Origin of the sequence: Verrucomicrobium sp. BvORR106, from assembly GCF_000739655.1 — a bacterium.
In the GTDB taxonomy this organism is placed as follows: Bacteria; Verrucomicrobiota; Verrucomicrobiia; order Verrucomicrobiales; family Verrucomicrobiaceae; genus Verrucomicrobium.
Window position 1 is genome coordinate 119,573 of record NZ_BATR01000092.1, and the last position, 25,721, is coordinate 145,293.

Below are 25,721 nucleotides of genomic sequence, written 5' to 3' on the forward strand. Positions count from 1 at the left end.
AAAGCGAAGGAGAGATACCAGATTCAGTCCCCGTCCTTGGCCAATGCCTTGGCTCCTTTTGACACGCCTTTGACGACTGCTTTGGTGGTGGAGACCAGGATGCCCGTCAGCACAAGGGCGGCGAGCGCGAGTCCGAAGCAAACTTTGAAGGTGATGGAGGCGACCTTCATCCAGTCATCTGCCTGGACGTTGCTGGCATTCAGAACATCCGCGAGTCCCCAGAATCCGATCACGCCCACCACCAGAGCGGCAAGGGCCCAGCGCACAAAGGCGGGGATCTTCAGGGGCGGGATGATCTTCGACACCAGCCAGCCACCCACGGCGATCAGTGCGCCGACTCCATAGGCGACAGCGGCGATCACCAAGCCTTCGATAAGGAGAATGAGAAAAAGCATGGGGATAGAGAAATTGATGTGGGCTGCCTTGTCAAGGTGTCGGGGAAGGGGTCGAGAGTCTGCGCCAAACGCTGGCATTCCGCGCTTGGAGTTGTTTCTCGCGTAATCCCTCGGTTGCCTGAACAAACATCTATTAGGGCTCCCCAACAAAAAGCCCCCATCCGCGCCAGGGCGAATGGGGGCTCGAAGTTCAGGCTTTGGACGCTATGACCTAGCTCGAAAGGTAGGCTTCGTCCTTGATGTTCTTGTGGAAGTCATCGCCCTGCACGGTGGCCTGCACATAGCCGGAGCGGATGACGAAGTCACCGAAGTGCTCTCCTTCATTGCGCTCCGTGGCGTAGTGCTTCAGGATGGGGGCCAGCACGGCTTGAATGTCCTCTGCGGCCACGTCCTGACGATACAGCTTGCTCAGACGTTGGCCCGCATGGCCACCGCCCAGATACAGATTGTAGCGATCTGGGCCGCGGCCCACGAAGCCGATCTCTGAGATGAATGGACGGCCGCAACCGTTGGGGCAGCCCGTCATCCGGATGGTGATTGCGTCGTGACGCAGGCCGACTTCTTCCATCGTCTCCTCCAGAGTGGTGAGTACATCCGGGAGATAGCGTTCCGCTTCGGCAAGAGCCAGGGCGCAGGTCGGCAGGGACACGCAAGCGATGGAGGCGAGGCGGAGGGCGCTGCGCTCATGGCTCTGGTGCATGCCGTACTTCTCCAGCAGAGCTTCTACCTCGGCGCGCTTCTTGGCGGAGATGTTCGCGATCTGCAGGTTCTGGTTTGCGGTCAGGCGGAAGTCGCCGTCATGGATCTTGGCGATCTCCCGCAGCCCGGTGCGCATCGGATACCCGGGGGTGTCCAGCACGCGTCCACCCTGCACGAAGAGGGTGTAGTGGAAGTTGCCGCGCTCATCTTCGACCCAGCCGTAGCGGTCGCCGTTGTCCTTGAACTCGTAGGGACGCACGGGTTCGAGGTCGTAACCGAGGTATTTGTTCAGCTCGGAAAGGAACCACTCGGGGGAGCGGTCCTGAATCGTGTACTTCAGGCGGGAGTGCTTGCGGTCCGTGCGATCACCGAAGTCGCGCTGCACCAGCACCACTTTCTCAGCCACGTCCACCACCTTGTCGGCGGCGCAGTAGCCAATCACGTCAGCGATGCGGGGGAAGGTGGCCTCGTTGCCATGGGTCATGCCCATGCCGCCGCCGACGGCGACGTTGTAGCCGATCAGCTTGCCGTCTTCCACGATGGCGATGAAGGAGAGGTCGTTGGCGAAGATGTCCACGTCGTTGCTCGGAGGCACGGCGATGGTGATCTTGAACTTGCGGGGCAGGTAGGTCTTCCCGTAGATCGGCTCCTCCTCCTCCTCCTCGCTGCTCTTCACCTTCTCCCCGTCCAGCCAGATTTCATGGTAGGCACCGGTCTGGGGGGTGAGGTGGGTGGAGATGTCGCGGGCCGCCTTGATCACTTCCTCATGCACACTGGAGAGGAAGGGGTTCGGGTTGCACATGACGTTGCGGTTCACGTCACCGCACGCTGCGATGGTGTCCATGGCCGCGTCATTGATCTCCTTGATCGTGCGCTTCAGGTTGGTCTTGATGATGCCATGAAGCTGGAAGGCCTGGCGGGTGGTCAGCTTGATGGTGCCATTGGCGTAGGAGTCCGCCATGCGGTCCGTCTCGAGCCACTGGTGGGGCGTGGAAACTCCCCCGGGCAGGCGGATGCGCAGCATGAAGGAGAAGGCCTTCTCCAGGCGGTGCTTGCGACGGTCCGGGCGCAGGTCACGATCATCCTGCTGGTAGCTGCCGTGGAACTTGATGAGCTGCTGGTTGTCCTCAGAGAGGGAACCAGTGGAGAGGTCGGCCAGATCCTCCGCGATGTTGCCGCGCAGGTAGTTGGAGCGGGTTTTGATTCCTTCGTTGGCGGACAGTTTCTTTTCAGACATTGGCGTGGGTGCCGCAGGTTGGCGGGACGGGGTTGGAAAGAGCGGCGGGGTTGGGTGTTGGGATATAAAACTTGGTAGAGTGTCCTCAGTAGACGTCGCGCTGGTAGCGCTTGGTCTTTTTCAGATCCTCAACATAGGCCTCGGCAGCTTCGCGGGACTTCCCGCCTTCCGTCGCGACCACGGAGATGAGCGCCTCGTGCACGTCGTTCGCCATGCGGGCGGCATCGCCGCAGACATAGAAGTGAGCGCCGTCCTGAAGCCAGGCATAGAGTTCCTTGCTGCGGTCCAGCATGCGGTTCTGGACATATACCTTCTCGGGCTGGTCCCGGGAGAAGGCCACGTCCAGCTTGGAGAGGGCCCCGCTCTTCAGGTGCTCCTGCCACTCCACCTGGTAGAGGAAGTCATACGTGTAGCGCTGGTCGCCAAAGAAGAGCCAGGACTTGCCACCCTGACCCAGGGCACCGCGGTGCTCCACAAAGGCGCGGAAGGGGGCGACGCCCGTGCCGGGGCCCACCATGATCACCGGCACGTCTGAGGAGGCGGGCAGGCGGAAGTTTTTGTTCTGGTGGTTGTACACATCTACCTTGTCACCCTTGTTCACCAGGTCGGCGAGGTACGTGGAGGCAACTCCCTTGCGGCTCACGCCATGCGCATCATACCGCACGGAGGCGATGGTGAGGTGCACTTCACCCGGGTGGGCGAGGGGGCTGGAGGCGATGGAGTAGAGACGTGGCGGCAGCTTGCGGAAGATGGTAACCAGGTCCGCGGCGGAGAGACCCTTCGGTGCGTAGTCTGCAATCGCGTCGGCGATCCAGCGGCCCCAGAGGTAGTCCTTGAACTTGTCCTTGGCATCTTCGCTGAGCAGTGCGGCTAGCTTCTTGGACTTCGTCAGCGCCTGCAGCTTGGTCAGCACGGGGCGGGAGAGCGCGGTGATGTCGAAGTCTTCGCGCAGGGCGTCAGACAGGGGCTTGCTGCCCTCGCCGTTCAAGGAAACATCTTCGCTGCCGCTGAGCTTGGAGGCCTTCAGGATGCCCTGAACCATGTCCGGGGCGTTCACGGGGATCACCGCCAGCGCATCGCCGGGCTCATAGACAAGGCCAGAGCCTTCCAGGGAGATCTCGTAGTGCCAGGTCTCCTTGGAGGTGCCTTTGCCATTGAGCAGCACGCGTTCGAGGAGCTCACCACCGAAGGGGTTCTTCTTCCCGTAGGCGGCGACAGCAGGAGCCGAGGCCACGGCACCACCGGCCACGATGGGGGCTTGGGCGGAGGGAGCGAGGGCCCGGAGGGCGGCAAGCGCAGCCTCCAGCCAGGTGCGGTGGTTCTCCTCATAGTCCACATCGCAATCCTGACGCGGGGAGACGCGGGTGGCGCCAAAGCTGGCGAGCCGGGCGTCCACATCTTTGCCGGTCTGGCAGAATCGCTCGTAGGAAGTGTCTCCGAGGGCGCACACGGAGTAGTGCAGCTTCGGCAGGGAAAGGGTCTGCCCCATCAGCGCCTTGTAGAAGGAGGTGGCGGATTCCGGGGGATCCCCGTCGCCCCAGGTGCTCACGATCACCAGGAGGTTCTCAATCTTGGCCAAGTCTGCCGGAGCGATGTCCGACATGTTTTTCACCGTGGCCTGGAAGCCATGCTTCTTGGCTTCCTTGGCAGAGAGGTCCGCAAGCTTCTCGGAGTTCCCAGATTCCGTCCCGTACAGAATCGTCAGTTTCACGGCAGTGGCCGGTGCCGCTGCGGCAGGCACTGCTTCTCCGGCGGAGAGGTATCCACCCAGCCAGAAGCGTTGAGCAGGGGAAAAGCTGGCGATCAGGCTTTCGATGGACCGACGTTGGTCGGGGGAAAAGGGCGAGTGCTCGGGAAGCATTTCAGGGATGAAGTTCACTGGGATGAAGGGAACCCAACGAAGCTGTAAGTACGTTGGACCGCAAGTTTAGTCCTGAATTGCGACCGCGCAAGGAGTAATTCTAAATTCCCCATGGGAAAAGTAGGCAATTGCGCAATGCATTCAGGTTGAGTGGTTAATGACAGTGGTGAGATAGGTGTACGACAAGCGATCGCCGTACAGAAAGTCTGATCTTAATTGACCATCTGTGATAGCCCAGGAGCTGGAAGTTTGTCTTGGCAGGGGCTGAGGTGGCTCTGCGAGGCTCATTACGGCTTCTTCCACCAGTCGCCGTCTCTTTCCCAAGGCTGCCGGGGGCTTTCGTCATCAGGGGGGCGTTTGGGAGTGCGCGGGAGGATGACGGGCTTGTCTTCATCGTCCTCCTCGGACGGTGCGGGATGTCGTTCGCGGTGGCGGAGGGTCAGGGCTCCGGCTAGAAAGCAGAGAGCGCAGAAGGCGAGGAGGCCTAGCAGGCTCCAGGCCAGAGCGTCAGCAGCGGGGAGGGGATCGGAGCGCGCTCCGTATTCGACAACAGGCTGCGTCTCCGTCGCGGCAGGCGGAGGATCGCCCTCAGGTTCGAAAACCAGGGCTGTCTCAGGCTCATCCAGCGCTTTCATCCCCAAAGACCAATCGCATGGGAATCATGTGGGAGAAGACAAAATCGTGCTTCTGGAAGAAACGCTGGCTCTCCGCACTGATCTTGTCCGTGAGGAGGGTGATGCGCTTGAACTTTTTCTCCCGGGCGAACTCGATGGCGTGCTTCAGGAGCATGGAGCCATAGCCCTGGCCGCGGTGCATGGGGTGGACGATGACGTCTTCCATGAGGATGACAAAGCCGCCCTCGGCCGTGCTGATGGTGAAGAGCAGGTTCACCATGCCGATCAGCGTGTGATCGTTGCGCAGGACAAAAATGCGACCGCGCAAAGGCTGCTCCAAGATGAGCCGGAGACCGTGCTCCTGCTTGATCCGGTTGGGCGTAAAGTCCTCCTCCTCCCCAAGCAGAGCCACCACCAAGTTCGCCAGTTGAGGGAGATCTTCCAGCGTGGCGGGCTCGATGCGGGGTTCAGACGGGGCAGACAGTTGAGGCATGTGAGTCCATCTTATACTCTTATGGACCGACGCGAAAACGATTTCTCTCCCCCGGGATGGGATGAAGGTCAGATGACTCAGAAGTTGACAACCTTTTCGAACCCGTTAGTTTGCCCGCCCCATTGATTCCAGCGGTGCGCCGCAGGTGTCATTTACCTTTCATCCACCCTGCGAATATGCCCAGCAAACGTACCTACCAGCCCTCCAAGCGCACCCGCAAACAACAGTTTGGGTTCCGCGCCCGGACGAAAACCGTGAACGGACGTGACATCCTGCGTCGCCGCCGCCGTGCTGGCCGCAAGCGTTTGCTTCCCAAGGGTGTGGAAGTGCACTTCAAGCGCCACACGCAGCAGCACAACACGAGCGGTTACCCGTCGTACTAACTTTTCTGCCCGCTTTAGGGCTCCGGTCCGCAGTCATGCGATTCCCCGCCGCGCGCCGACTTCGGAGTGCTTCCGAATTTGGTCGTGTGCGGGCTGAGGGCACCACTTACCCCGGGCGCTATGTCGTGCTCGGGGTTTTGCGTGCCGGTGAGGAAGCCCCTTGGAGGTCTGGCCTCATCACATCACGGAAGGTCGGTGGAGCGGTCCAGAGGAATCTGGTGCGTCGTCGCCTTCGGGAGATCCTGCGCGCCACCCCTCTCGCTCCGGGAGTCTGGCTTGTGGTCATCGCCCGCTGGAAGGCGGCCGGTGCCACGTTTGACGAACTGCGCACCGACTTTCAAAAAGTCGCCAAGCGTGCGGGAGTCTTGGTTCGTGAGAGCCAGCCACCCCAGACCCAGACGCGGCCTGTGGTCCGTGAAGCGGAATGAAGACGCTCATTCGCATCGCCATCCGGGGGTATCAGATCTTCATCTCCCCGGTGTTGCACTTTGTCGGCGGCCCAGGCAGTGGCTGCCGGTTTGAGCCCACGTGCTCGCATTATTTCCTGCAAGCCGTGGAGCGGCACGGCGTCATCCGTGGGGGCTGGATGGGGGTGAAGCGGATCGGTCGCTGCAACCCGTGGGGTGGGAGCGGGCACGATCCGGTGCCGGACTTGTCACCTGGAAAGACCTCAGAATGTCATTGCCAGAACGGTCATCTGCTCCACCAGTCTTCCTCCACCTCCCCGGAGCCTGAGATACCGCCCCGTCCCCCCGTGTGACGTGCGGTGGCCAACCGTGGGCGGCGTGTACCGACCCAATTTCACTATTTTAGCATCACACACTTTCTCTCATGGATCGTAAAGCTTGGATTGTCGTCACCCTCTGTGCCATAGGCATGGCGTTCAACTTCTGGTGGACTGCGAAGCACCCGCCCGCGCCATTGCCGCAGCCTCCGGCTGCCGCGACGGCCCCCGCCGTGGATCCGGCCCAGGCCACTGCCGCCAATCCTGCCAGCCCGGCGAATCCCGTAGCCCCCACGGCACCGGGTGCGACCGCGCCCCTGACGGAAGAGAAGATCGAGTTGAAGAACGCCAGCGCGATCTACACCTTCACCAACGTGGGCGGCGGCATCTCCTCGGTGGTGATGCTCGACACCAAGGATCACATCAAGCTCAACCAGCACGGCAAGGCGGCCATCGGCGCGCTCGGCACCGCTGCCAAGGCCTACCAGGATCTCACCTACGCCATCGTGGAGAAGACCGACAAGCGGGTCGTCTTCGAGGCTGTCTCGCCCGATCAGGTGCTGGTGCGGAAGGAGTACAGCTTCTCTGAAGGGGCTGGCAGCAACGACCACCTGGTGGAGTTGAAGGTTACCATCAAGAACCAGTCCAGCGCGAAGCTGGTGCGTGATAGTTATTACCTCTACACTGGCGCGGCCTCCTCCCTCCGTCCGGATGAGATTGAGGCGCCCGCCTTTGTCTGGAATGATGCCGGTGACGCGAGCAACTTCGCCACGGGCAGCTTCCGTGATGGTGCCGGGTTCCTCGGCTTCGGCGGCCCGGTCGTGGAACTGCAGAAGAACTTCCAGCATCTCCGCTGGGGCGGCGTGATGAGCCGCTTCTACACCACGCTCATCAGCACCAAGTCTGACATCCCTGCCAAGACCTGGGCCACGCGTTTCCTCATTGATCACTCGAACGACGAGTTCAAGGATCACAAGAAGGCGCTGCAGGACTATGCCATTCACGGCGGCGTGGGCCTGCCTGCCATTGAGCTGGAGCCCAATGCCAGCACCTCGGTGGACTACCGCATCTACATCGGTGCGAAGATTTTCCACGATCTGAAGAAGATCGACGTGGCTGAAGGCCAGCCGAACCGCCAGATGCAGTACGTCATGTTCTACGGCTGGTTCACCTTCGTGAGCCGCGCGCTGGTGTTCATGCTGCGCTGGTTCCACGATCTGACGGGCAACTGGGGCGTGGCCATCGTGCTGCTCACCATCACCGTCCGCTCCCTTCTCTGGCCAGTGCAGGCCCGGTCAAACGCCACCATGAAGCGCATGGGGCTGCTGGCACCGAAGATCAAGGAACTGCAGGAGAAGCACAAGGACGATCCGCAGAAGGTCAATACCGAGATGATGCGCATGTACCGCGAGTACGGGGTGAACCCGCTCGGTGGCTGCCTGCCGTTGCTCGTCCAGATCCCCATCTTTTTCGGATTCTACGCCGTCCTCCGCTACGCCGCCGAGCTGCGCGGTCAGCATTTCTTCGGCTGGATCCAGGACCTTTCTCTTCCGGACACGGTGACCACCCTGCACCTGCTCGGTTATCACCTTCCGTTGAACCCGCTGCCTCTGCTCATGGGGTTGACGATGTTCCTTCAGATGAAGCTCACGCCGCAGCCGGCGTCCGCAGACAAGACGCAGCAGCGCATCTTCATGCTGATGCCGTTCATGTTCCTGTTCTTCTGCTACTCGTTCGCCTCCGCGCTGGCGCTGTACTGGACGGTGCAGAACATCTACAGCATCTTCCAGGCGCAGGTGAGCCGCCTCTGGCAGAAGGATCCTGTCCTTGAAAAGAAAGCAGTCGTAGATCTGAAGCCAGCCTCTGGCTCCGGTCAGCCCGCCAAGGACAAGAAAGACAAGTCCTCGATCCCGCGTCTGGGTGGTGGGGGATCCAAGTCCCGGAAGCCCTGAGCATGACATGACCCTGCCGCCTCTCGAGCACGCCCGCCAGATCTTGGATACCCTGCTGGGGTATCTGGGGTTCGTGGTACGGATCGAGGAGGAGGAAGGGGCAGAAGGCCCGACGCTGCAGATTTTCACTGAAGAGACGGATGCCCTGGTCGGGCACCGCGGCGAGGTGCTGGATGACATCCAGTACCTCGTGAACCGGATCCTGCAGCGGCGGGATCCCACTGCGCCCCGGGTGCGGGTGGATGTGGAGTACTTCAGAACCATGCGGGAGGACCGCATGATGGAGAAAGTGAAGGAGCTGGCTGAGCGCGTCCGCGTGACGGGACAGCCCGCCGTGCTCAACCCCATGAACAGCTACTACCGGCGTCTGGTACACAATATCTTTGTGAACGACCCGCTGGTGCAGAGCGAAAGTGCCTCGGGGGATGAGCGCTTCAAGCGCATCACCCTGAAGCGCCGTCAGCAGGGTGGGAGTGGGGCGGCAGACTAAGTTGCCGCCAGCGTGCGTGGAGCCCAGGGCGAGAGGTTCTGCTTGCGTTCTCAGTTTGCCTCGCTAAGTTCGCTTCCCTCTTACCCCCTTGTCCTCTTTACCGGAACCGGAACGCTACTCATGAGATCTGACCTTGTCGACAAAGCCGCTCAAATCATCAACGATCCCCCGGTGCTCATCAACATGGTGTCCAAGCGGGTGCGCCAGTTGAACCAGGGACGCCCTGCGCTGGTGGAACGCCGCCCCGGCATGCGCGAGGCTGACATTGCGCTTCAGGAGATCATCGAAGGGAAGATCAAGCGCGAAGAAATCGAAGAAATTCCGACCTGATCCCGCCATGGGGCGGTCCTCTCCGCCCCCTGCTTAAGGCAGGGTACCCAGGAGAAGTAAAGTGAATCCAGTGGCGGGCCTTGTGTCCCGCCGCGTTTTTTTTGTCTAGAGTGCGCCATGAGTGACATCACCATCAACCGCAAGGCTCCACGGGACTATCACATCCTGGAACGGTATGAAGCGGGGGTTCAGCTCAAAGGCACGGAAATCAAGTCCCTCCGTCAGGGGCACATCACCCTGAGTGATGCCTTTGCACGTGTGGAACGGGGTGAGGTGTTCCTCTACGGCTGCGACATCAAACCGTACGACAAGGCCAGCCACGAGCAGCATGAGGCCAAACGAAGCCGGCGTCTGCTCCTGCACAAGAACGAGATCTTCAAGCTCTACGGTGCCAGTCAGCAGAAGGGGCTCACCATCGTGGCCCTGCGCGCCTACTGGAAAAACAAGAAGGTGAAGATCGAGATCGCCGTCGGCCGCGGCAAGGATCAGCGCGACCAGCGTCATGATCTGAAGGAAAAGGTGGAGAATCGTGAGGCACAGCGCGAGATGGCCCGCTTCAACGATCGTGGTGGCAAGGCCAAGGGCAAATCCTCTTGATTCTCTGATCGTCTCTAAAGCAGGTTGGCTGCCGACATGGTTGCTGGAGGAAGTAATTTCCTTGGGCCTGACGAGATGAATCTTTGCGTTTGTTTTATCCGGCCGGAGGTGTTTCAGGCCGTCTCCAACCTCCTGACACTGAACTGAAGAGGATTGATTTCGTCTGCAACCTCCGCAGTTGACCAGAGTGGCTGGTCTTCATCTGCGATGGGAAAAAGGAACCGCAATCTCCAGGTGCCCGATTCAGCCATAGCAAGCTGTTCCCCACTGCGGAGCGTTCCAACAGGAGTCGTTCGAAAAGACAGGGGAAGGCAGCTTCAATGAAACAACCCTATGAACGACATGAAGACTTTCTTTCCCACATGCATTGCGCTGGCGGCGTTCTCGTTTGCTGCAGTGCCCCAGTCGGCCAAGGCCGAGGACAAGGCCATCGACAAGGGACGACGACTTGCGGAGAAATTCCTGGACGCTACTTCCGAGAAAGACCGGGATCGTGAACGTTCCCGTGACAGGGACCGTGACCACGATCACGACCGAGACGGTGATCGAGGCCGGGGCCGGGATCGCGACGTTTACTACTCACGCCCTGCCAGCACGTTCGTGCTGACGTTGGGGAACGGCTACGCGGGTCGCGGCTACTATTATGGCCCGGCCAATGCGGGCTACTACTACGAGCGGTCCGGCGTAAGGTTCTACCGGGACCGGGAGTCCGTGCCACGTCAGTACTGGCGCAGCGAATGGCGTGAAACCCCGGTGAATGAGAACTACAGCCGGACTGAGGCGTCCGTGCAGCGAGCTCTCGCCCAGCGCGGGTATTATCGTGGACCCATTGATGGCGACATGGGAGCCGGGTCACGTGCCGCTGTGGCGCGGTACCAGGCAGACAATGGCATGAAGCCCACAGGCGCAATCAACGATGGTTTGTTGAGATCGCTGGGTCTCTAACGAGACTCTTGGTGACTTCAGATAGCCGATACGATCTCAGATTAATTATAGTGATCAGTTGGAAGGAGTGGTGGTTGCCCTGTTCCGGGCGGACGAGTGTCCCCGGGACAGGGCTTTTTGTGTGCGGGGAAGAATTTCCCGCCCTTGCTGCCCGCAATGGTCAACCTGCGCAAGCATGACAGGACCAGCCCTGCACCCTGACCCGATTCATGGTCAACAAACTTCCTGACTCCCCATGAAAACGCTGATTCCTGGTTCCATCACTCTGCTGGTTGTCGCTTTGGCCGCGGCCTTGCCTGTATCCGTCCAAGCCAAGGACAAAGACAAGGAGCGCAAAAAGGCGGAGAAGCACTACCACTCCAAGTACTCCCACAAGCACAACAAGTACCACCATGATGACCGGTATGTGTACCTGTCCCGCCCCCGGTCCTCCTTTGTCATCACCCTGGGCACTGGGTATGCTGGCCGCGGCTACTACTACGGGCCGCCCAATTCCTCCTATTATTATGAGCGCAGCGGGGTGGCGTATTATCCCACCCGGGAGGCTGTGCCCGGCCACTATTGGGGCGGGGGAGGCTCTTCATACAGCCGCACGGAGGCGGAGGTGCAGCGCGCACTGGCGCGCCGCGGCTACTACCGCGGTCCCGTTGACGGTGACATCGGCCCGGGTTCGAGGAATGCCATCGCCCGCTATCAGGCAGACCATGGCATGCGCCCCACCGGCAGCATCACTTCGGGGCTGCTGAGATCGCTGGGACTTTGAGGTGATGCCCTCCTTCCGCCGCTCTTTTCTTTTTGAACTGGAGCGGCGGAGGGTTTTTACAGTTCGGCGGCGGCAGCTTCCAGCAGGATTCGCTCCGTCTCCTCCCAGCCAAGGCATGGGTCCGTGATGGACTGGCCGTAGCTGAGCTGATCCAGCGATTCCTGGAGTGCCTGGGCACCTTCCACCAAGTTGCTCTCCAGCATGGCGCCGATCACACCCTGGGTGCCGGATTGGCGCTGCTGGACGATGTCGTGAAACACTGCCGACATGCGACGGAAGTCCTTGGAGCAGTTCGCATGGCTGGCATCGATCATCACCACCGGAGGCAGATGGTTTTTGTTGAGCAGGGCCAGGGTCTCGCTGACGGATGCTGCGTCGTAGTTCGGGCCATTCTCTCCGCCGCGAAGGATGACGTGGCAGTCGGGATTGCCTTCCGTGGCCACCACACTGGCGCGACCGCTTTCGTCGATCCCCAGGAAAGTCTGGGGCTGGCGGGCGGCCTTGATCGCGTTGATGGCGGGCAGGATGCTGCCACTCGTCGTGTTTTTGAAGCCGACTGGCATCGAAAGCCCGCTGGCCATCTGGCGGTGGGTCTGAGATTCGGTGGTGCGTGCTCCGATGGCGCTCCAGCAGGTCAGGTCTGCAATGTACTGGGGAGTGATGGGGTCCAGCATCTCCGTGGCGGTGGGCAGGCCCAGATCGATGACCTGACGCAGGAAGGTGCGGGCAAGACGCATCCCCTGGGGGATGTCATGGGTGCCGTCCAGATGGGGGTCCATGATCAGCCCCTTCCATCCGATGGTGGTACGGGGCTTCTCGAAGTACACCCGCATGACCACCATGAGCCGATCTTTGACGCGCTCGGCCAGGGCGGCCAGCTTCTGCGCGTAGGCGTGACCCGCCTTCAGGTCATGGATGCTGCAAGGGCCCACGATGACCAGGAAACGCTTGTCGGCACCGGAGAGAATGCGGCTGATCTGCTGGCGGGATTTGGCGACAAAGTCCGCGTGGGCATCGCTGCGCGGAATCTCTGTGCAGAGCTCCTGCGGGGAAGGGAGGGCGGTGTTGGTACGGACGTGGACGTTGGAGACCTGAATCATGGCGACTCCGCCAGCGTAGGGGAGGAGGGGTGAGTTTCAAGCTCTCAGTTGAGGGGGGCCGCTGCGCGGCAGACGCCAGACTGGAAGACACAAGACACAAGACTCAAGACTTGAGCTTCAAAATGTGAGGTCGCCACAGGCGTAGTCCGGTTGTGCCAACCGGCTCACTCCCCAAACTTCCGTTGATCTCCTTCCCGCTCCGCCCACCCAACAGACCGCGGGGCCAAAGGCCCTGCCTCCTTTACTCCGCAGCCTAGCCACTGGTAGCTAGTTTCCAGGTATGGGAGGCGGGATTCCCAGCCCCGCTCAGTCATACGTCCTATGTGATTGACCGCAACGGGCCGTGCAAGCCGGCGCCAGCCCTCAGGACCTTCGACCTGAGCCGGTTGGCACAACCGGACTACGCCTGTGGCGACTGCGGGAGTAGCTCGGTCGTGGAGGGATGACGTTGCCCCAACTCCCCTCAAACCCCAGGTTTCGTCTTTGCCTCCGGATGGCCGCCCAAGATCTTCTGCAACTCCGCGACCACCTCGGGCTTCTCCTTCGCCAGATTCCGCGACTCGGCAGGATCGGCCTGATAGTCATACAACTCCAAGTCTGCCGTCTCAGGCGGTTCCCCGGGCACTTTCCATTCCACAAGGCGATAGCGCTCGGTCCGGATGGCGCGACCAATCACTTGCTTCCCATCTCGCTGGCGGGGAAAGGCATGGTAGGCGTGATCCCGCACACGCTTCTTTGGATCCTTCAACACGGGCACCAGACTTATGCCGTCCATGGGTTGAGGGACTGCAGATGCAGGCGCAGGAAGTCCGGCCAGTTCCACCAGTGTGGGGTAGATGTCCACCGTCTCCGCCAGTTGTCGCGTGTGGGTGCCGGGTTTGGTCACCCCTGGTGCCACCATCAGCAGCGGGATGTGATTGGCCTGCTCGTAGTTGGTGTGTTTGGTCCACATGCCATGGTCACCCAGGTGCCAGCCGTGGTCTCCCCAGAGAACGATGATGGTGTTGTCTGCCAGCTTCAGGCGGTCCAGTTCATCCAGCACTTTACCGACCTGGGCATCCATGTAGCTCATGCTGGCATAGTATCCGTGCAGGATCTGCCGGCGGATCTCCTCGCTGAGCGGCGGTCGCTGCGGGATGGGATCGTAGTTGTTCAGCTCTCCCAGAGTCTTGCCTGCATAACCGGGTGCGCCTTCGGGGGCATTGCGTAGCGTGGGCAGGATGAACTTGGCGCGGTCATAAAGGTCCCAGTACTTCTTGGGAGCTGTGAAAGGCAGGTGCGGCTTCACAAAGCCGAGTGCGAGGAAAAACGGGGTCTCAGGTCGCAGCCTGGAATCCTGGAGTCGCTTCACGCCCTCGTCAGCGATCCGGCCGTCGGCGTAAGCTTTGTCAGGCACGTCCAGGGCCTCCCAGGCTTGGCCACGGGGGAGGGAGCCGATCTTGCCCAGCTGCTGGTTGCTGAAGTAGGCCTCCTCACGAGTGAGCTGGCCGGCGGTGGGGCTGGCGGGGTCCTGGTACTCCACCACGCTGTCGGGCTGGAAGGGTACGCTCCATGAGGCCGCGTCATCGTGGTTACCGTGACCCTTGTGGAGGATCTTGCCCACTCCCTCTGCCCGCCAGCCTTGGTTCATGAAATACTGGGTAAGCGTCGCCGCATGGGGCACGGCCTCGCGGAAGTTCTCTTTCAGCCCGTAGATGCCCAGGGAAGTGGAGCGGGAGCCCAGCATAAGGTTGTTGCGCGAGGGCGAGCACACCGCCTGGTTGCAGTAGGCGAGGTCAAACCGCAGGCCCCGGGCGGCGAGCCGGTCGAGGTTTGGCGTCTTGGCGAGCGTGTCCCCATAGCAGCCCAGCACGGGCTTGAGGTCGTCCACGCACAGCAGCAGGACGTTGGGCCGCGGAGCAGTGGGGTTTGCAGAATGGGCCGATGCCGTGCAGGCAAAGACCAAGGCGGCGGTGAGAAAGAGACGGGTCATGGCGCTGGAGGGAACCGATTCTGCCGGATCAACGGGCCACCTTTTCGTACGCAGGCTGCCACGGCCAGGGCAGGACTTGGGTCTGCTCGGCCCAGGTCTCCCACTGCCGGATCATCGCATTCGCCCGATCCTTTTCCTTCTCGATGAGATTGTGCTGCTCCGTGCGATCTGCGGCCATGTCATAGAGCTCCCATTCGCCGCCGGGACCCTTGGCGACCAGCTTCCACTGGCCATCGCGCACGGCACGGTTGCCTTCGTGTTCAAAGAAGATCGGGGCCTTGCGCTGCAGATCTTGTCCTGCAAAAGCAGGGCGCAGGCTCACGCCTTGGGGAGCGGGTTCGCCGGGGCGGAGTGAGTAGTTTCCTGTACCAGCGAGATCCATGCAGGTGGCCTTGAGGTCCACCAGATGACCGGGCTGGGATTCGAGCTGATTCTGCCGTGTCTTCGCGATGCCCGCCGGCCAGTGGGCCAGCAGGGGCGTGCTGATGCCGCCTTCATGCACCCAGTGCTTGTATTCGCGGAAGGGGGTGTTGCTCACGTTTGCCCAAGCCTCGCCATAGGCATGATAGGTGTCTGGACCACCGGGAAGAATGCCATAACCCTGGCGCACGGGGAATCCATCCCGCGTCTGCTCGGGGATCATCTTGGTCTGCAACGTTTCGGGCGTCATGGTAGGCAGGGTGGGACCGTCGGCGCGCGCTTTGAAAGGCCCCTTCCGGCCCATGTCCTCAGCGCAACCCCCGTTGTCCTGGAGGAAGAAGATGAGCGTGTTTTCCCACTGCCCTGATTCCTTCAGCGAAGCAATGAGGCGACCGACTCCCTGATCCAGGCTGTCAACCATCGCCGCATACACTTCCATGCACCGGGCCTGGAATGCCCGATCTTTGACCTGATCCCAGCGGGGACCTCCAGCCACCGCGAGATCCCAGCGTGGATCCACCAGACCCAGTTCCTTCATCTTCTGCCAGCGGGCGTTGCGGATGACATCATAGCCCGCGTCATACTTGCCGCGGTACTTGGCCACATCTGCCTCCTTGGCGTGAAGGGGCCAATGCGGGGCGGTAAAGGCCACGTAGAGGAAGAACGGATCGCTCGTTTTGCTGGCGCCATGTTCTTTCACAAACCGACTGGCGTGGTCAGCGATGGCGTCTGTGTAGTAGTAGGTCTCGGGCTTGTACTCGGGGTCCGCATAGGGAGAGATGAACTGGTCGTTCCGCACCAGGGTGTTGGGATCATAGAAACTTCCGGCCCCGTGGATGGTGCCGTAGAATTTCTCGAACCCGCGTTGCAGCGGCCAGTTGGCTTTGTCGGAGTCGCCCTCTGGGTTGACCTTCTTGGTGACGTGCCATTTGCCCGCCATGTAGCTGTGGTAACCGGCGGGTTTGAGTGCCTCAGGGATCGTCTGAGTGTTGGCGCTCAGTTCACCCCGGTAGCCATCGCTGACTTTGTCCTCCATCATGTGGCCGATGCCTGCCTGATGGGGATACACGCCGGTGAGGAGGGAAGCTCGCGTAGGGCAGCAGCGGGCGGTGTTGTAGAACTGGGTGAAGCGCAGTCCTTCCTTGGCCAGGCTGTCGAGATTGGGGGTGGCAATTTCACTGCCAAAGCAACCCAGGTCCGACCAGCCCATGTCATCCGCCATCATGATGATGATGTTGGGGCGAGAAGGGGGCACGGTATCGGCTCCCAGCCCGGAGGCAAGAGGAGCCAGCATGGCTAGACCGGTCAGCAAGGTGAAACGCATTCTCCCTGAAACTCAGGTGGTGGAATGAACTTTCGAGACAATGCGCCATCTGCCCCACATGTGGATATTCGAAATCCACATCGTCCCTGTCCTCGTCGGCGTGAGGACTAGGACTCCAGCAGCTTCTTCACGTTCTGTTCCCGGCCAAAAACCACGAGGATGTCGGCGGCTTCGAACACCCGAGTTGGCTCCGGGATACCGTACACGGACTCGATCTGCGGCGTGGTGGAGGTGCAGGAACTGGCCACCTTGCGTTTCAGGATGGTCACCACGTTCAGCTCGAACCGGCCCCGGAGATCCGCTTCTTCCAGATTCTTGCCCACCAGGGACTTGGGCAAGTTGATCTCCGCGATCTCATACCCCTGGCCGATGGGAAAAGTGTTCAGCACATCGGGCATGCGGAGGGAGCGCGCCAGCCAGGCGGCGGCCATGGACTCCGGGATGAGGAGTTCCTCGATCTTCAGCAGCTTGAGCAGGCGGGCATGGAGGGGATTGATGATGCGGCTGATGATGCGCTTGGCCCCCAGTTGCTGGACATTAGCCGCCACGGAGAGGGCGGCCTCAAAGTCTTCTCCAATCGCGACGATGACGGCATCACACTCCGCCACGGGTATTTCCTCGAACACCTCAATGTCCGAGCAGTCGGCGGTGATGAGGAACTCGATCTCGTCCTTCATGTCGTCGGTGTGCTCCGGATTGATGTCCACGCCGATGACCTCATGGCCGTCCCGCACGAGCTGACGGGCGAGGTGGGTGCCAAAACTGCCGAGGCCGATGATGCAGAAACGCATGGTGGGAAGGGGAAAGGGGTGAAAGGTCAGGCGAGGAGGATGTCCTCCTGGGGGTGGGTGTGGAGGGGCTTGCGGGCCCGGGGCATAAAAGTGGTGATGAGCGTGAGCAGGCCGATACGGCCGACAAACATGTTCAGGATGATCAGGCCCTTGGCGGCATCCGTAAGCTCGGGGGTGAGGTTGAGGCTCAGGCCCACGGTGGCAAAGGCGCTCACGAGCTCAAACACCAGGGCGGTATCCGTCACATCCGGCTGCAACTGGCGCAGCACGGCAAAGTTGACGAAGAGCCAGATCGAGGAAAAAACAATCACGCCCAGGGCGCGGGCTCCAATGCCATCCGGCAGGCGGCGGCGGAAGACCACAATCTGAGGGATGCCGCGAATCTGGTTCCAGAGGTGAAGCGCGGCCACGGCGAAGACGGTGGTGCGCACCCCGCCCGCGGTGCTGCCCGGAGATCCGCCAACGAACATCAAAAAGACCATCACGTGGATGGTGACGGGGCCGATCTTGGCCATGTCCACCGTGTTGAAGCCGCCGCTTCGGGCCGTGATGGAATGGAAGAACGCCGTCATGCCGGAGCCGCCATTGCTCTGGCCGTCATGAAGAAGGAACTCGCTCACATACACTGCCACCGCGCCGCCCACGATGAGGATGGCAGTGGTGAGCAGCACGATGCGGGTGTGCACTCGCAGGCGGGGCCGAGGCAGCGTCGGATTGAGTGCACAGGCCACTCTGGAACGCATGAAGCGGAGCGTGTCAAAGGCCGTCATGGAGCCGATGCCGCCCAGGGCTACCAACACGCAGATGACGAGTTGCAGAAGGATGTCATGCCGGAGGACCCCTTCTGCCAGGTTGTTGGGCAGGGTGGACATGCCTGCATTGCAGAAGGCCGAGACGGAGTGGTACACCGCATGGTAGATCCGCGCGTCCACCGAGGCCTCCGCCGGCAGGACCAGGAATAGGGCGACGGCACCGGCGGCCTCGCAGACGGCGGTGAAGAGGACGATGAACTTCAGCGTCTCCCCCACATGAGCGAGCCGCTTCTCTGCGATCATCTCCCCCAGCAGGAGGTGATCGTGCAGGGAGATGCCCTGAAACACGATGGCCGCCATGAAGAAGGTGAGGGTCATGATGCCCAGGCCGCCGATCTGCATGAGCGCCAGCAGGATGATCTGACCGGTAGGGGTGAAGTAGGTGGCGGGATTCTCCACGGTGAGGCCGGTCACACACACCGCGCTGGTGCTCATGAAGAGAGCGTTCAGCCAGGAGAGATGCTCTCCGGGGACTACGGCCCGGGGCAGCTTGAGCAGGACGGTGCCGGCGACGATGAGAAAGAGGAAACTACCAATGAGCAGCCAGCCGGGGCGCAAGGTGATGGCGGTGAGCCGGGCCTGATGGCGCAGGCCCCTGAGCGAGAGCACCCCGAGGATGACGGACTGCACGGCCGTGTGTGCGAGGAGGGAGAGCCTCGCATCCTTTCCACCCATCCAGGCCGCAAGAGCCAGAAACACGGTGACGCCGAACACGGTGAGGGCCACCGCCAGCAGCAGGGTCTCCCGCCGGGCCCAGGCCTGGAGATGGCGGCGGGACAGCCAGGTGAGGATCTGCTCCAGCGCGAACAGAAAAGACAGCAGGACTGTGGCTCCGTGGAGCACGGGCGTGACCTCCCCCACAAAGCCCACCTGGAGCACCAGAAGCGCCAGGGCGGCGCAGCCAAGCGTGAGCGCAAACAACCGGGGCAGGGGCCGGGCCGGAGGCAGGGGCCGCGGGATCGAGGAATCTTTCTGGTGGGATGGAGCGGACAAGCTGGGCTGGGAGTGGGAGAGGGTGGGATCGAGGTGTTAACTGACGGCAAACCGGAGGCTACGGCCAGAGAAGCAGGATGGCACCACCTGCCAGCAAGCTGGCCCCGAACCACAGGGCGACATGGGTGAACACCTTGACGCCGCCGAGGGCGGCCACGATGCCGCCTTTGAAGGCCAGGTTCGACATGGAGGCAATGAGGATCACTCGCCAGCCGGTCTCCGCATCGAGCTTCTGGGAGTCCACCAACCGGGCCGTGGAGAGCGTGATGGCATCCATGTCCGCAAGCCCGGAAACCACGCCCACGATGTAGAGGCCGCTGTGCCCAAGGTGATCGTTGGCTGCGGCCACCGCCAGCTTGATGAAGGCGTAGATGAGCGCGAACACAAAGGCGGGGCGGAGTTCAGCCGGGTTGTGCTGCTCAGGCAGCTTGGCCGCCTGCTCCTTGCGGGTCAGGAACCACGCCACAAAGGTGATCACGATCATCGCGCCCAGCATGGTGCTCAAGGGGCCCGCCAGGGAGGGAAGCTTGGTGGCAGCGACAGCGCCCACCTCCACCAGCACCCGCACCATGGCGATGGTGGAGGCGATCATGATGACCAGGCTGGCCAATGCCGGGGATTGCCCGCCATCGCGCACACTGCGGGCGGAGCTGACGGAGGTGGCGGTGCTGGAGATCAAACCGCCGAGGATGCCGGAAAGGAGCACCCCGCCGCGAGCTCCCAGGATCTTGTAGGCCACATAGCCACCCAGGCCCAGGCCGACGATGAGCACGACCATCAGCCAGATCTCAAAGGGATTGAGCACGGCATATGGCCCGAAGGACTGGTTGGGAAGGATGGGTAGGATCACCATCGAGATGAGGACGAACCGCATGATGGCATGCATGTCCTCATCACCCATCGTGTTGGCAAACCGGTGCAGGGCCTGTTTCCAGTGCAAAAGCAGAGCCACTACGCCGCCCACGGCCACGACGAGAAGAATCGGACCCACCACCAGATAGGCTCCCAAGGCGTAGAGAAGCAGCACGGCCATCTCCGTCGTCATCCCGCTGGCGGAGCCGCTCTTCACCCGGGGAATGTTGGGGATGAACAGCAGCAGACTCAGGGAGAGGAATCCGGCGACCACGATCCAACCACCGTAATCACGGGCCAGCAGACCACAGATGGTGCCCAGCAAGGTGATGAGGGGAAAGGTGCGGATGCCGCCAATGGCACTGTCACTGCGCTCCCGCTGGAGACCAATGAGCATGCCCAGACCGAGAGAAACCATGAGTTGTTGGGCAATGGTCCAGTCCATAAAAAATACGATTCTAAATTAGAATCAGGAAATGATAAACCTGTGCGTGGAAATAGTTCGTGCATCTTGCAACAACGAAGGTTGCACATCGCCTGTCTAAGCTTGGGGAGTTGGTGTCGCTGTGCCGTAAGTGCTTGAGAACAAGGGGGGAACTCATGCGGTCTGGCTGGCACGAATCCTGAGTTTTAGGAGAGAGTTATGAAAACGGAATGGTCAGCGGACCGGGGATGGAGGCTTGCCGGCATGGGAGTGGCGGCGGCGGCGACCCTGGCTCTGCTTCTGGCATTGGCTGGCATCATCGCTCCCGCAACCCAGCGTGGCGAAGGCAGGAGGGCCACCAAACCCGTGGATGATGAGTTCACCCGCATGCTGGCGGAGCTGAACAGCAGCCCTCACCCGAAGGTGACCACTCCCGTGCTTGTGGTGCCGCCTCCCAAGCCGCAGACGCTGTCTCTGAACCAGCCCATGGTCACCGTGCCTGAGCCCAAGCCCGTGGCGGCGGTGAAGATCTCCACGCCGGAGAATGATCCCGCTGCGCATCCGGCCCCGGTGATTGACCCCATTCTTTTTCCCGCTTTGACGGCGGCGGAAATCAGCGAGGCCGCCGAGATCCAGACCGCTCCCGGTTCGGCGGAGGTCAAGCCTCCGGTCGTGTCCCCTGACACGGTCCTGGAGCCCATGTCGGACCCGGTGGCGGAAACAGAGAATGTTGTTGCAATGAACCCAGCGGTGGCCGCCTTGCCTGCGCCCGCGCCTGCGGTGGTGAGCCGGTCGGATCCACCACCTGCCCCTGCGATGGTGGAGGGTGGCAAACCGGGCACGTTGCCGACCGGCCCAGTTTCCCAGGATCTGGTGGCAATGATGCCCAAGGAGGAGCATGAGCCCCTGCGTAGTCCTCGAACCCAAATGGCGGATGAGCCCCTGGCTCCGGTCGAAGAGGTGGAGGACTGCAACCACATGTGGTCCGGAAAGCCCGAGGATCTCGTGGCCATCCGCAAGAAAGCCGGGCTGCATCCGGCGGGTTTCAGCATCGCATTTCGCGGACTGGTCAATCCCTACCCGCTGATGTCCACCCTCTGCATGCCTGGAGAAACCGTGGAGATCAAAGTGGTGTCACCCCGTGGGAAAGGGAATTTCGCAGTGAAAGCGGAGGGCGGCACGGCCACTCCCAAACGCAACGAGCTGCTGGTGTGGAACTGGGTTGTTCCTGAAACCCCCGGTCTGTATTGCCTGCAGATCACCAATCGCGACACAGGTGGCATGATGTGTCTCCACGGACTGGTCTGTGTGCCCTACCGTGGTGAGGAGCAGTTGCAGGGCTACCAGATTGGCCAATATCAGAAGACGCCGCTCAACAACAATCTCCGCTACGCCATGCCACTGGGATTGTTCCGTGTGACGAAGGACATGGAGGACACCTGGGTCACTCCCCACTTCCAGTTGCGGCAGTTCATGTGCAAACAGATCTCCACCTATCCCAAGTTTGTGCTGTTGGAATCCCGGTTGCTCCTGAAACTCGAAGCGCTGGTGGAGGGCCTGGAGAAGCGGGGGATCAAGGAAGGCAGTATCTTTGTGGCCAGCGGGTATCGCACCCCGGCCTACAACAAGGCGTTGGGGAACACGACGATCTACAGCCGACACCTCTATGGTGATGCCGCAGACATTCTGGTGGATCAGGATCGCAACGCGCGTCTGGATGACCTGAACAAGGACGGCAAGGTGGATGCGAAGGATACCGTGTGGCTGACCAAGCTGGTGGCAGAGGTGAGTTCCAGCTTCCCGGCGGCCTTTGAGGGCGGTTTGGGGCTCTATCCATTCAAGTCTCCAGCGACGGCGTTCATCCACACGGACACGCGGGGTGAACCCACACGCTGGGGGTTCCCGCAGGCGAACAACCGGTTTCGCCCTGGTCAGGAGGGCCTGATGGCCTCACCCTGTGATGATGGCTGTGGGCATGAGCATGGCGTAAGCGTGCTCATGGCGAGTCTTGCCAAAAGGGGCGTGCCGATGACGAATCCTGCAATTCCTGCATTTCATCCAGCGACGGGCTCGCCTGCGATGTCTGAAGAATAAGAAAGCACGAAGGAAGGAGACTTCTATGAATACCGACTCGCAGCCCGAATCACATCAGGTCACGCAGGATGAAGCCGATGAGCAGCAGATGATGCCCTATGATCAGAATCTGGAAAAGCTGCGGGAGGGGCAAGGAGTGGGCAAGAAGCTCGGGTCAGAGCTGAGTGATGCGCCGATGGACGAGAACTTTGTGAATGATGACGTCATCGAGGAAGGGCAGCACACGACCTAGATCGCTGCGGGGAAGACACCAGACTGCCAGACACAAGACATAAGACCTGAGCTGGCGCATAAGAGAGCGCCCTCAACGAAGCGGTCAGGAAAAGGAGCGAGGGACATTCCTGTCCCGGTTCGATCCAAGCTTCCCATGAGATGGTCTGTATCTTCCCGCTACCAAATGGCGTGCCACATCGCATTCGAGCGACATGGAGGCGTTGAAGACGGTGGGAGGAAAGGCGGATGCTGTCGGCCTTCCCACCTGTGTATCATCGTTGGACGGTACCCAACGTAGACTCGCTGGAAGCTCGTCAACGTTGGGCTTGTAGCCCCATCCTCTTCGAGGAAGAACTTCGACTGAGTGCGTGGAAGGCGTCGGTTCCTTGGTGACCACTCCAAATCGCGCGCGTTTGGGATAGGCACCAAGGAACCGACTCTGGCTCAGCCCCCAGTAAGTCCCCTCAGCGGATTTGGGCCTGAAAGGCCCACAGAGCCCAGCCCAGGGGCAAAGGCCACGAAGTGGACGGAGACCCTGGGTACTTCCATAAGAGGATGATCAGGTGGGAAGGCCGACAGCATCTGCTTCCTCCCCACCGCCATCAACACCTCCACGTCGGTTGAACCTGACGTCATGCGCTGACTGACGTTCGCGGCAAGATGCCGCAAACAACACGCAGGATGCGTGCGCTCCCCGAGTTTCTCAACCACAGGCCGTTTAAGAACTGTCAGACCGCATGGGTGCTTCGCACACGACGCCCCTCCGACTTTTCACTCTCAACTTATCACTACACTAAAAAAAGGCGTGGAGTTGCCTCCACGCCTTTTGTGTCACTGACAAACAAATGCCAGTCAGGTCATCACTCGTTGCGCATCACTTTGCGGGGAGCACCTGCACGCTGTCCAGGTGCACGTTGCCCTTCACCGCAGGGGTGCGGATCACCACGGCGGCTTCTTCGCCGGCGTTGAACTTGAAGGTTCCCAGGGAGTGGAAGCCCTTCGGCAGTTCTGCGGCCTTGCTCTGGTCCACCTTGAAGGTCTTCTCACCATCGGCGCTCAGCACGGACACGGGCACTTCCTTGGAGCGATTCGCATGGGGCTGGTACGAGATGCGCACTTCGTACTTGCCGGTTTCCTTCACGCTGAAAGCGAAGCGGGCGGAGGCACCTGCGTCCGCACCGTAGCGGTAGCCTTCGTTCACGAAGGGTTTCAGACCTTCACCCACGGCCCACTTGCCGGTCAGTTCCGCGTCGTTGTCATCAATCACGATGCCTTCAAGGGTGTTGATGGCGATATGGTCGACCTCGATCTCGGGAAGCTTGGCAGCGTCCTTGGGAAGATAGAGGGGGGATTCGATGGCATCGCGGCGCATGGCACCGGGCTGACGCATGAGATCCTTGAGGTTGTCCAGATACTGCTCATACACGCCGCGTGGGGAGGTCTCGTGACGCACGCAAAGGTAGGCGGCCTTGCCCACCACTTCACCCATCATGCCGCAGGTACGCATCACGCGGATGGTGCCCAGGGCGTTGTGGTCCACGGAAATATTGCGACCGGCCATGAAGAGATTCTCCACGTCCTTGGAGTAGAAGCAGCGATAGGGAACGGGATAGCCGTTGCGGCGGTCCACACCCTTGCCGAAAGCGGCACGGGAGATGAACGGGTTGTCCCCGTACTTCTTCATGTACTGCTCTTTCGGGTAGTGGAGGTCCAGATCCCACGTGGTGGGCACGCAACCGTCTGGGAACTCTTTCTTGGAGACGATGTCCTCCTGGGTCAGCACGATATCGCCCAGAAGCAGGCGTGATTCACGCGTGCCCCCGATGTAGGCCAGCCACTGGAAGCCGTAGTTCGCGTACTTCTCGGGGTTGGACTTGCGCATGGCGCTGAAAGCACCAAAGACGGCGCGGAAGTTCCAGTCGCGAACGATTTCAAGGTCATCAATCGGGTGCTTGTCGAAGCCCGACTCCCAGAACCACTCACCATGGAGCAGATCGCTCGGCTTGAAGGTGGTGTTCTTGGGGAAGTTCTTTTCCTTGAGAGGGCGAGGAGTGGGGAAGTCTTCTTCAGGAGTCAACTCCAGGGCCCAGGGCGTTTCCGGCCAGCTTTGCGCGCTGTCCTTCTTCCCCACCACCCACATGTTGCTCATGCCCAAGTGGCCTTTTTCCAGCATGGTGAAGCTGGCCTGGGCGAGGGCGCCGAGGTAGCCGTGGCCCGTGCAGTCCACGAAGTACTTGCCCAGGAATTTCTTCTCTTCGCCAGTCTTGGTGTTGAGAGCCACCGCGCCACGGATTTTGGGCACGCGGCTCTTATCCATCTCCACCTTCCACACGTGGTTGTTGAGATAGAGGTCGAGGTTCTTCTCCTTGCGGGCGACGCCTTCTTTGAGGTCGTCACCGTATTCCTGAGGCAGGCCGGGGCTGTTGCTGGCGCGGTCGGTGAACTCTTCCACGATCTCACCCAGATGCGGGTAGAGGCCGCGGCGGGTGCCGCCCTGGGCCCACACCTGCACTTCGCTGCTGCCGTTGCCTCCCAGAACCGGACGGTTCTGGATGAGGGCGACCTTGAGCCCCTGACGGGCCCCGCTCAGGGCGGCGGCGGTGCCAGCATAACCACCACCGACGACCACGAGGTCATACTCCTTGGTTTCGGGGGGAGCGTCGGGCAGGCCGAGTTCCTTGTGGCGGAAGCTGGCCAGCGCCTTGGCTTCCACAGGGGGCTTGGCCTCCAGATCGGTCGTGAGGTAGATCGCATCCACACGGCCGTTGAAGCCGGTCTTGTCCTGCAGGCCGACTTTGAGCGGGCCGGCGGCGAGGTCAACGGTGCCGCCATCATCCCACTGCCAGTCCTTGCCCGTGGTGCCAAAGTCCTTGTCCAACGTCTTGCCGTTGAGACTGAGCTGGAACTTGCCCGGAGCGCCCTTGGCATCCCAGTGGCCCACCCAGTTCTTCGTGCGCACCCAGACGCGGTATTTGCCCGCAGGCACGGACTTCTGCACCGTGGTGGTGGCGTCTTTTACCGGGGTCCCCAGGCCGTGGGCCATGAGGTAGGGGGAGCCCATGATCTCAATGAACTGAGTGTCCAGCACCCAGCCGCCGTAGGTGTCGAAGGATTCGGCCTCGATGAATGCGGAGTTCGCAGCATGGGTCACAGCCGGAGACACAGCCAGTGTCATCGCGGCTGCCAGCAGGGTGGGCAGATGGGATCTCATCATGGGTTCAGTAGGGAGAGGAAGGAGCCTCC

23 protein-coding genes are annotated in these 25,721 nt (G+C 61.2%); 11 read left to right on the top strand and 12 right to left on the bottom strand.

The genetic code is table 11. From position 1 onward, the window contains the following. Positions 1-23 precede the first annotated feature (23 nt). From BV106_RS14365 to BV106_RS14385, 5 genes are all read right to left on the bottom strand, one after another. Positions 24-395: a hypothetical protein gene (locus BV106_RS14365; protein ID WP_038165721.1), complete on the bottom strand. Its 372-nt coding sequence runs from the start codon at positions 393-395 to the stop codon at positions 24-26. A gap of 211 nt (positions 396-606) precedes the next feature. Continuing rightward, positions 607-2,331 (bottom strand): NADPH-dependent assimilatory sulfite reductase hemoprotein subunit, encoded by a 1,725-nt coding sequence (locus BV106_RS14370; protein WP_038165722.1) that lies wholly within the window; start codon positions 2,329-2,331, stop codon positions 607-609. A gap of 85 nt (positions 2,332-2,416) precedes the next feature. After that, positions 2,417-4,192 carry a flavodoxin domain-containing protein gene (locus BV106_RS14375; protein WP_038165912.1) on the bottom strand — a complete coding sequence of 592 codons (1,776 nt, stop codon included), beginning with the start codon at positions 4,190-4,192 and terminating at the stop codon, positions 2,417-2,419. 287 nt (positions 4,193-4,479) lie between these two features. Next, positions 4,480-4,827, bottom strand: coding sequence for a hypothetical protein (locus BV106_RS14380; protein WP_038165723.1), 348 nt, complete (start codon positions 4,825-4,827; stop codon positions 4,480-4,482). Then, on the bottom strand, positions 4,811-5,299 hold the full coding sequence (locus BV106_RS14385; protein ID WP_038165728.1) for a GNAT family N-acetyltransferase: 489 nt from the start codon (positions 5,297-5,299) through the stop codon (positions 4,811-4,813). Before BV106_RS14385 ends, BV106_RS14380 begins: the two co-directional genes overlap by 17 nt. 176 nt (positions 5,300-5,475) lie before the next feature. Between BV106_RS14385 and rpmH the strand changes: the two genes are divergently transcribed. The 9 genes from rpmH to BV106_RS14430 all read left to right on the top strand — a co-directional run bounded on the left by rpmH (position 5,476) and on the right by BV106_RS14430 (position 11,483). After that, the gene (rpmH, locus tag BV106_RS39275; RefSeq protein WP_009959822.1) at positions 5,476-5,682 is read left to right on the top strand and encodes a 50S ribosomal protein L34; all 207 of its coding nucleotides are present in this window, start codon (positions 5,476-5,478) and stop codon (positions 5,680-5,682) included. Positions 5,683-5,717: 35 nt separating this feature from the next. Next, positions 5,718-6,110, top strand: coding sequence for a ribonuclease P protein component (gene rnpA, locus BV106_RS14395; protein WP_063767936.1), 393 nt, complete (start codon positions 5,718-5,720; stop codon positions 6,108-6,110). Further along, positions 6,107-6,442: a membrane protein insertion efficiency factor YidD gene (gene yidD / locus BV106_RS14400; protein ID WP_038165731.1), complete on the top strand. Its 336-nt coding sequence runs from the start codon at positions 6,107-6,109 to the stop codon at positions 6,440-6,442. The genes rnpA and yidD overlap by 4 nt, the downstream gene beginning before the upstream one ends. A 71-nt stretch (positions 6,443-6,513) precedes the next feature. Further along, positions 6,514-8,358 carry a membrane protein insertase YidC gene (gene yidC / locus BV106_RS35585; protein ID WP_051945826.1) on the top strand — a complete coding sequence of 615 codons (1,845 nt, stop codon included), beginning with the start codon at positions 6,514-6,516 and terminating at the stop codon, positions 8,356-8,358. A 7-nt stretch (positions 8,359-8,365) separates the two neighbouring features. Beyond that, positions 8,366-8,848, top strand: a complete 483-nt coding sequence (locus tag BV106_RS14410; RefSeq protein WP_038165734.1) for a R3H domain-containing nucleic acid-binding protein — start codon at positions 8,366-8,368, stop codon at positions 8,846-8,848. Between the two features lie 120 nt (positions 8,849-8,968). Continuing rightward, entirely contained in the window at positions 8,969-9,178 is a 210-nt protein-coding gene (locus BV106_RS14415) for a DNA-directed RNA polymerase subunit omega (RefSeq protein ID WP_038165736.1), read from the top strand. A 117-nt stretch (positions 9,179-9,295) separates the two neighbouring features. Next, the gene (smpB, locus tag BV106_RS14420; RefSeq protein ID WP_038165738.1) at positions 9,296-9,775 is read left to right on the top strand and encodes an SsrA-binding protein SmpB; all 480 of its coding nucleotides are present in this window, start codon (positions 9,296-9,298) and stop codon (positions 9,773-9,775) included. A gap of 342 nt (positions 9,776-10,117) precedes the next feature. Beyond that, positions 10,118-10,720 (top strand): peptidoglycan-binding protein, encoded by a 603-nt coding sequence (locus tag BV106_RS35590; protein ID WP_265595682.1) that lies wholly within the window; start codon positions 10,118-10,120, stop codon positions 10,718-10,720. A gap of 235 nt (positions 10,721-10,955) precedes the next feature. Then, positions 10,956-11,483: a peptidoglycan-binding domain-containing protein gene (locus tag BV106_RS14430; protein WP_038165740.1), complete on the top strand. Its 528-nt coding sequence runs from the start codon at positions 10,956-10,958 to the stop codon at positions 11,481-11,483. Between the two features lie 56 nt (positions 11,484-11,539). On the opposite strand, the gene BV106_RS14435 is transcribed toward BV106_RS14430, so the two are convergent. The 6 genes from BV106_RS14435 to BV106_RS14460 form a co-directional block, all read right to left on the bottom strand. Further along, complete coding sequence (locus tag BV106_RS14435; RefSeq protein ID WP_038165742.1) at positions 11,540-12,583, bottom strand: 3-deoxy-7-phosphoheptulonate synthase; 1,044 nt, start codon at positions 12,581-12,583, stop codon at positions 11,540-11,542. A gap of 463 nt (positions 12,584-13,046) precedes the next feature. Then, entirely contained in the window at positions 13,047-14,555 is a 1,509-nt protein-coding gene (locus tag BV106_RS14440) for a sulfatase (RefSeq protein WP_038165744.1), read from the bottom strand. 28 nt (positions 14,556-14,583) lie between these two features. Then, on the bottom strand, positions 14,584-16,299 hold the full coding sequence (locus BV106_RS14445) for an arylsulfatase (RefSeq protein WP_081891735.1): 1,716 nt from the start codon (positions 16,297-16,299) through the stop codon (positions 14,584-14,586). A gap of 107 nt (positions 16,300-16,406) precedes the next feature. Then, positions 16,407-17,090, bottom strand: coding sequence for a TrkA family potassium uptake protein (locus tag BV106_RS14450; protein ID WP_038165746.1), 684 nt, complete (start codon positions 17,088-17,090; stop codon positions 16,407-16,409). 26 nt (positions 17,091-17,116) lie between these two features. Next, positions 17,117-18,895 carry a potassium transporter TrkG gene (locus tag BV106_RS14455; RefSeq protein WP_038165748.1) on the bottom strand — a complete coding sequence of 593 codons (1,779 nt, stop codon included), beginning with the start codon at positions 18,893-18,895 and terminating at the stop codon, positions 17,117-17,119. A gap of 58 nt (positions 18,896-18,953) precedes the next feature. Continuing rightward, a complete protein-coding gene (locus BV106_RS14460; RefSeq protein ID WP_038165750.1) occupies positions 18,954-20,192 on the bottom strand; it encodes an MgtC/SapB family protein in 1,239 nt (412 codons plus the stop codon). A gap of 198 nt (positions 20,193-20,390) precedes the next feature. On the opposite strand from BV106_RS14460, the gene BV106_RS35595 reads away from it, so the two are divergent. Continuing rightward, positions 20,391-22,265, top strand: coding sequence for a D-Ala-D-Ala carboxypeptidase family metallohydrolase (locus tag BV106_RS35595; protein ID WP_265595683.1), 1,875 nt, complete (start codon positions 20,391-20,393; stop codon positions 22,263-22,265). 25 nt (positions 22,266-22,290) lie between these two features. Further along, positions 22,291-22,497: a hypothetical protein gene (locus tag BV106_RS14470; protein ID WP_038165752.1), complete on the top strand. Its 207-nt coding sequence runs from the start codon at positions 22,291-22,293 to the stop codon at positions 22,495-22,497. An 855-nt stretch (positions 22,498-23,352) separates the two neighbouring features. Here the strand turns inward: BV106_RS14470 and BV106_RS14475 are convergent. Next, a complete protein-coding gene (locus BV106_RS14475; RefSeq protein WP_038165755.1) occupies positions 23,353-25,692 on the bottom strand; it encodes an FAD-dependent oxidoreductase in 2,340 nt (779 codons plus the stop codon). Positions 25,693-25,721 lie beyond the last annotated feature (29 nt).

Excerpts from the sequence above, each read along its gene's own strand:
- BV106_RS14365 (WP_038165721.1), bottom strand. The coding sequence starts at position 395 with ATGCTTTTTCTCATTCTCCTTATCGAAGGCTTGGTGATCGCCGCTGTC.
- BV106_RS14370 (WP_038165722.1), bottom strand. The coding sequence starts at position 2,331 with ATGTCTGAAAAGAAACTGTCCGCCAACGAAGGAATCAAAACCCGCTCC.
- BV106_RS14375 (WP_038165912.1), bottom strand. The coding sequence starts at position 4,192 with ATGCTTCCCGAGCACTCGCCCTTTTCCCCCGACCAACGTCGGTCCATC.
- BV106_RS14380 (WP_038165723.1), bottom strand. The coding sequence starts at position 4,827 with ATGAAAGCGCTGGATGAGCCTGAGACAGCCCTGGTTTTCGAACCTGAG.
- BV106_RS14385 (WP_038165728.1), bottom strand. The coding sequence starts at position 5,299 with ATGCCTCAACTGTCTGCCCCGTCTGAACCCCGCATCGAGCCCGCCACG.
- rpmH (WP_009959822.1), top strand. The coding sequence starts at position 5,476 with ATGCCCAGCAAACGTACCTACCAGCCCTCCAAGCGCACCCGCAAACAA.
- rnpA (WP_063767936.1), top strand. The coding sequence starts at position 5,718 with ATGCGATTCCCCGCCGCGCGCCGACTTCGGAGTGCTTCCGAATTTGGT.
- yidD (WP_038165731.1), top strand. The coding sequence starts at position 6,107 with ATGAAGACGCTCATTCGCATCGCCATCCGGGGGTATCAGATCTTCATC.
- yidC (WP_051945826.1), top strand. The coding sequence starts at position 6,514 with ATGGATCGTAAAGCTTGGATTGTCGTCACCCTCTGTGCCATAGGCATG.
- BV106_RS14410 (WP_038165734.1), top strand. The coding sequence starts at position 8,366 with ATGACCCTGCCGCCTCTCGAGCACGCCCGCCAGATCTTGGATACCCTG.
- BV106_RS14415 (WP_038165736.1), top strand. The coding sequence starts at position 8,969 with ATGAGATCTGACCTTGTCGACAAAGCCGCTCAAATCATCAACGATCCC.
- smpB (WP_038165738.1), top strand. The coding sequence starts at position 9,296 with ATGAGTGACATCACCATCAACCGCAAGGCTCCACGGGACTATCACATC.
- BV106_RS35590 (WP_265595682.1), top strand. The coding sequence starts at position 10,118 with ATGAAGACTTTCTTTCCCACATGCATTGCGCTGGCGGCGTTCTCGTTT.
- BV106_RS14430 (WP_038165740.1), top strand. The coding sequence starts at position 10,956 with ATGAAAACGCTGATTCCTGGTTCCATCACTCTGCTGGTTGTCGCTTTG.
- BV106_RS14435 (WP_038165742.1), bottom strand. The coding sequence starts at position 12,583 with ATGATTCAGGTCTCCAACGTCCACGTCCGTACCAACACCGCCCTCCCT.
- BV106_RS14440 (WP_038165744.1), bottom strand. The coding sequence starts at position 14,555 with ATGACCCGTCTCTTTCTCACCGCCGCCTTGGTCTTTGCCTGCACGGCA.
- BV106_RS14445 (WP_081891735.1), bottom strand. The coding sequence starts at position 16,299 with ATGCGTTTCACCTTGCTGACCGGTCTAGCCATGCTGGCTCCTCTTGCC.
- BV106_RS14450 (WP_038165746.1), bottom strand. The coding sequence starts at position 17,090 with ATGCGTTTCTGCATCATCGGCCTCGGCAGTTTTGGCACCCACCTCGCC.
- BV106_RS14460 (WP_038165750.1), bottom strand. The coding sequence starts at position 20,192 with ATGGACTGGACCATTGCCCAACAACTCATGGTTTCTCTCGGTCTGGGC.
- BV106_RS35595 (WP_265595683.1), top strand. The coding sequence starts at position 20,391 with ATGAAAACGGAATGGTCAGCGGACCGGGGATGGAGGCTTGCCGGCATG.
- BV106_RS14470 (WP_038165752.1), top strand. The coding sequence starts at position 22,291 with ATGAATACCGACTCGCAGCCCGAATCACATCAGGTCACGCAGGATGAA.
- BV106_RS14475 (WP_038165755.1), bottom strand. The coding sequence starts at position 25,692 with ATGATGAGATCCCATCTGCCCACCCTGCTGGCAGCCGCGATGACACTG.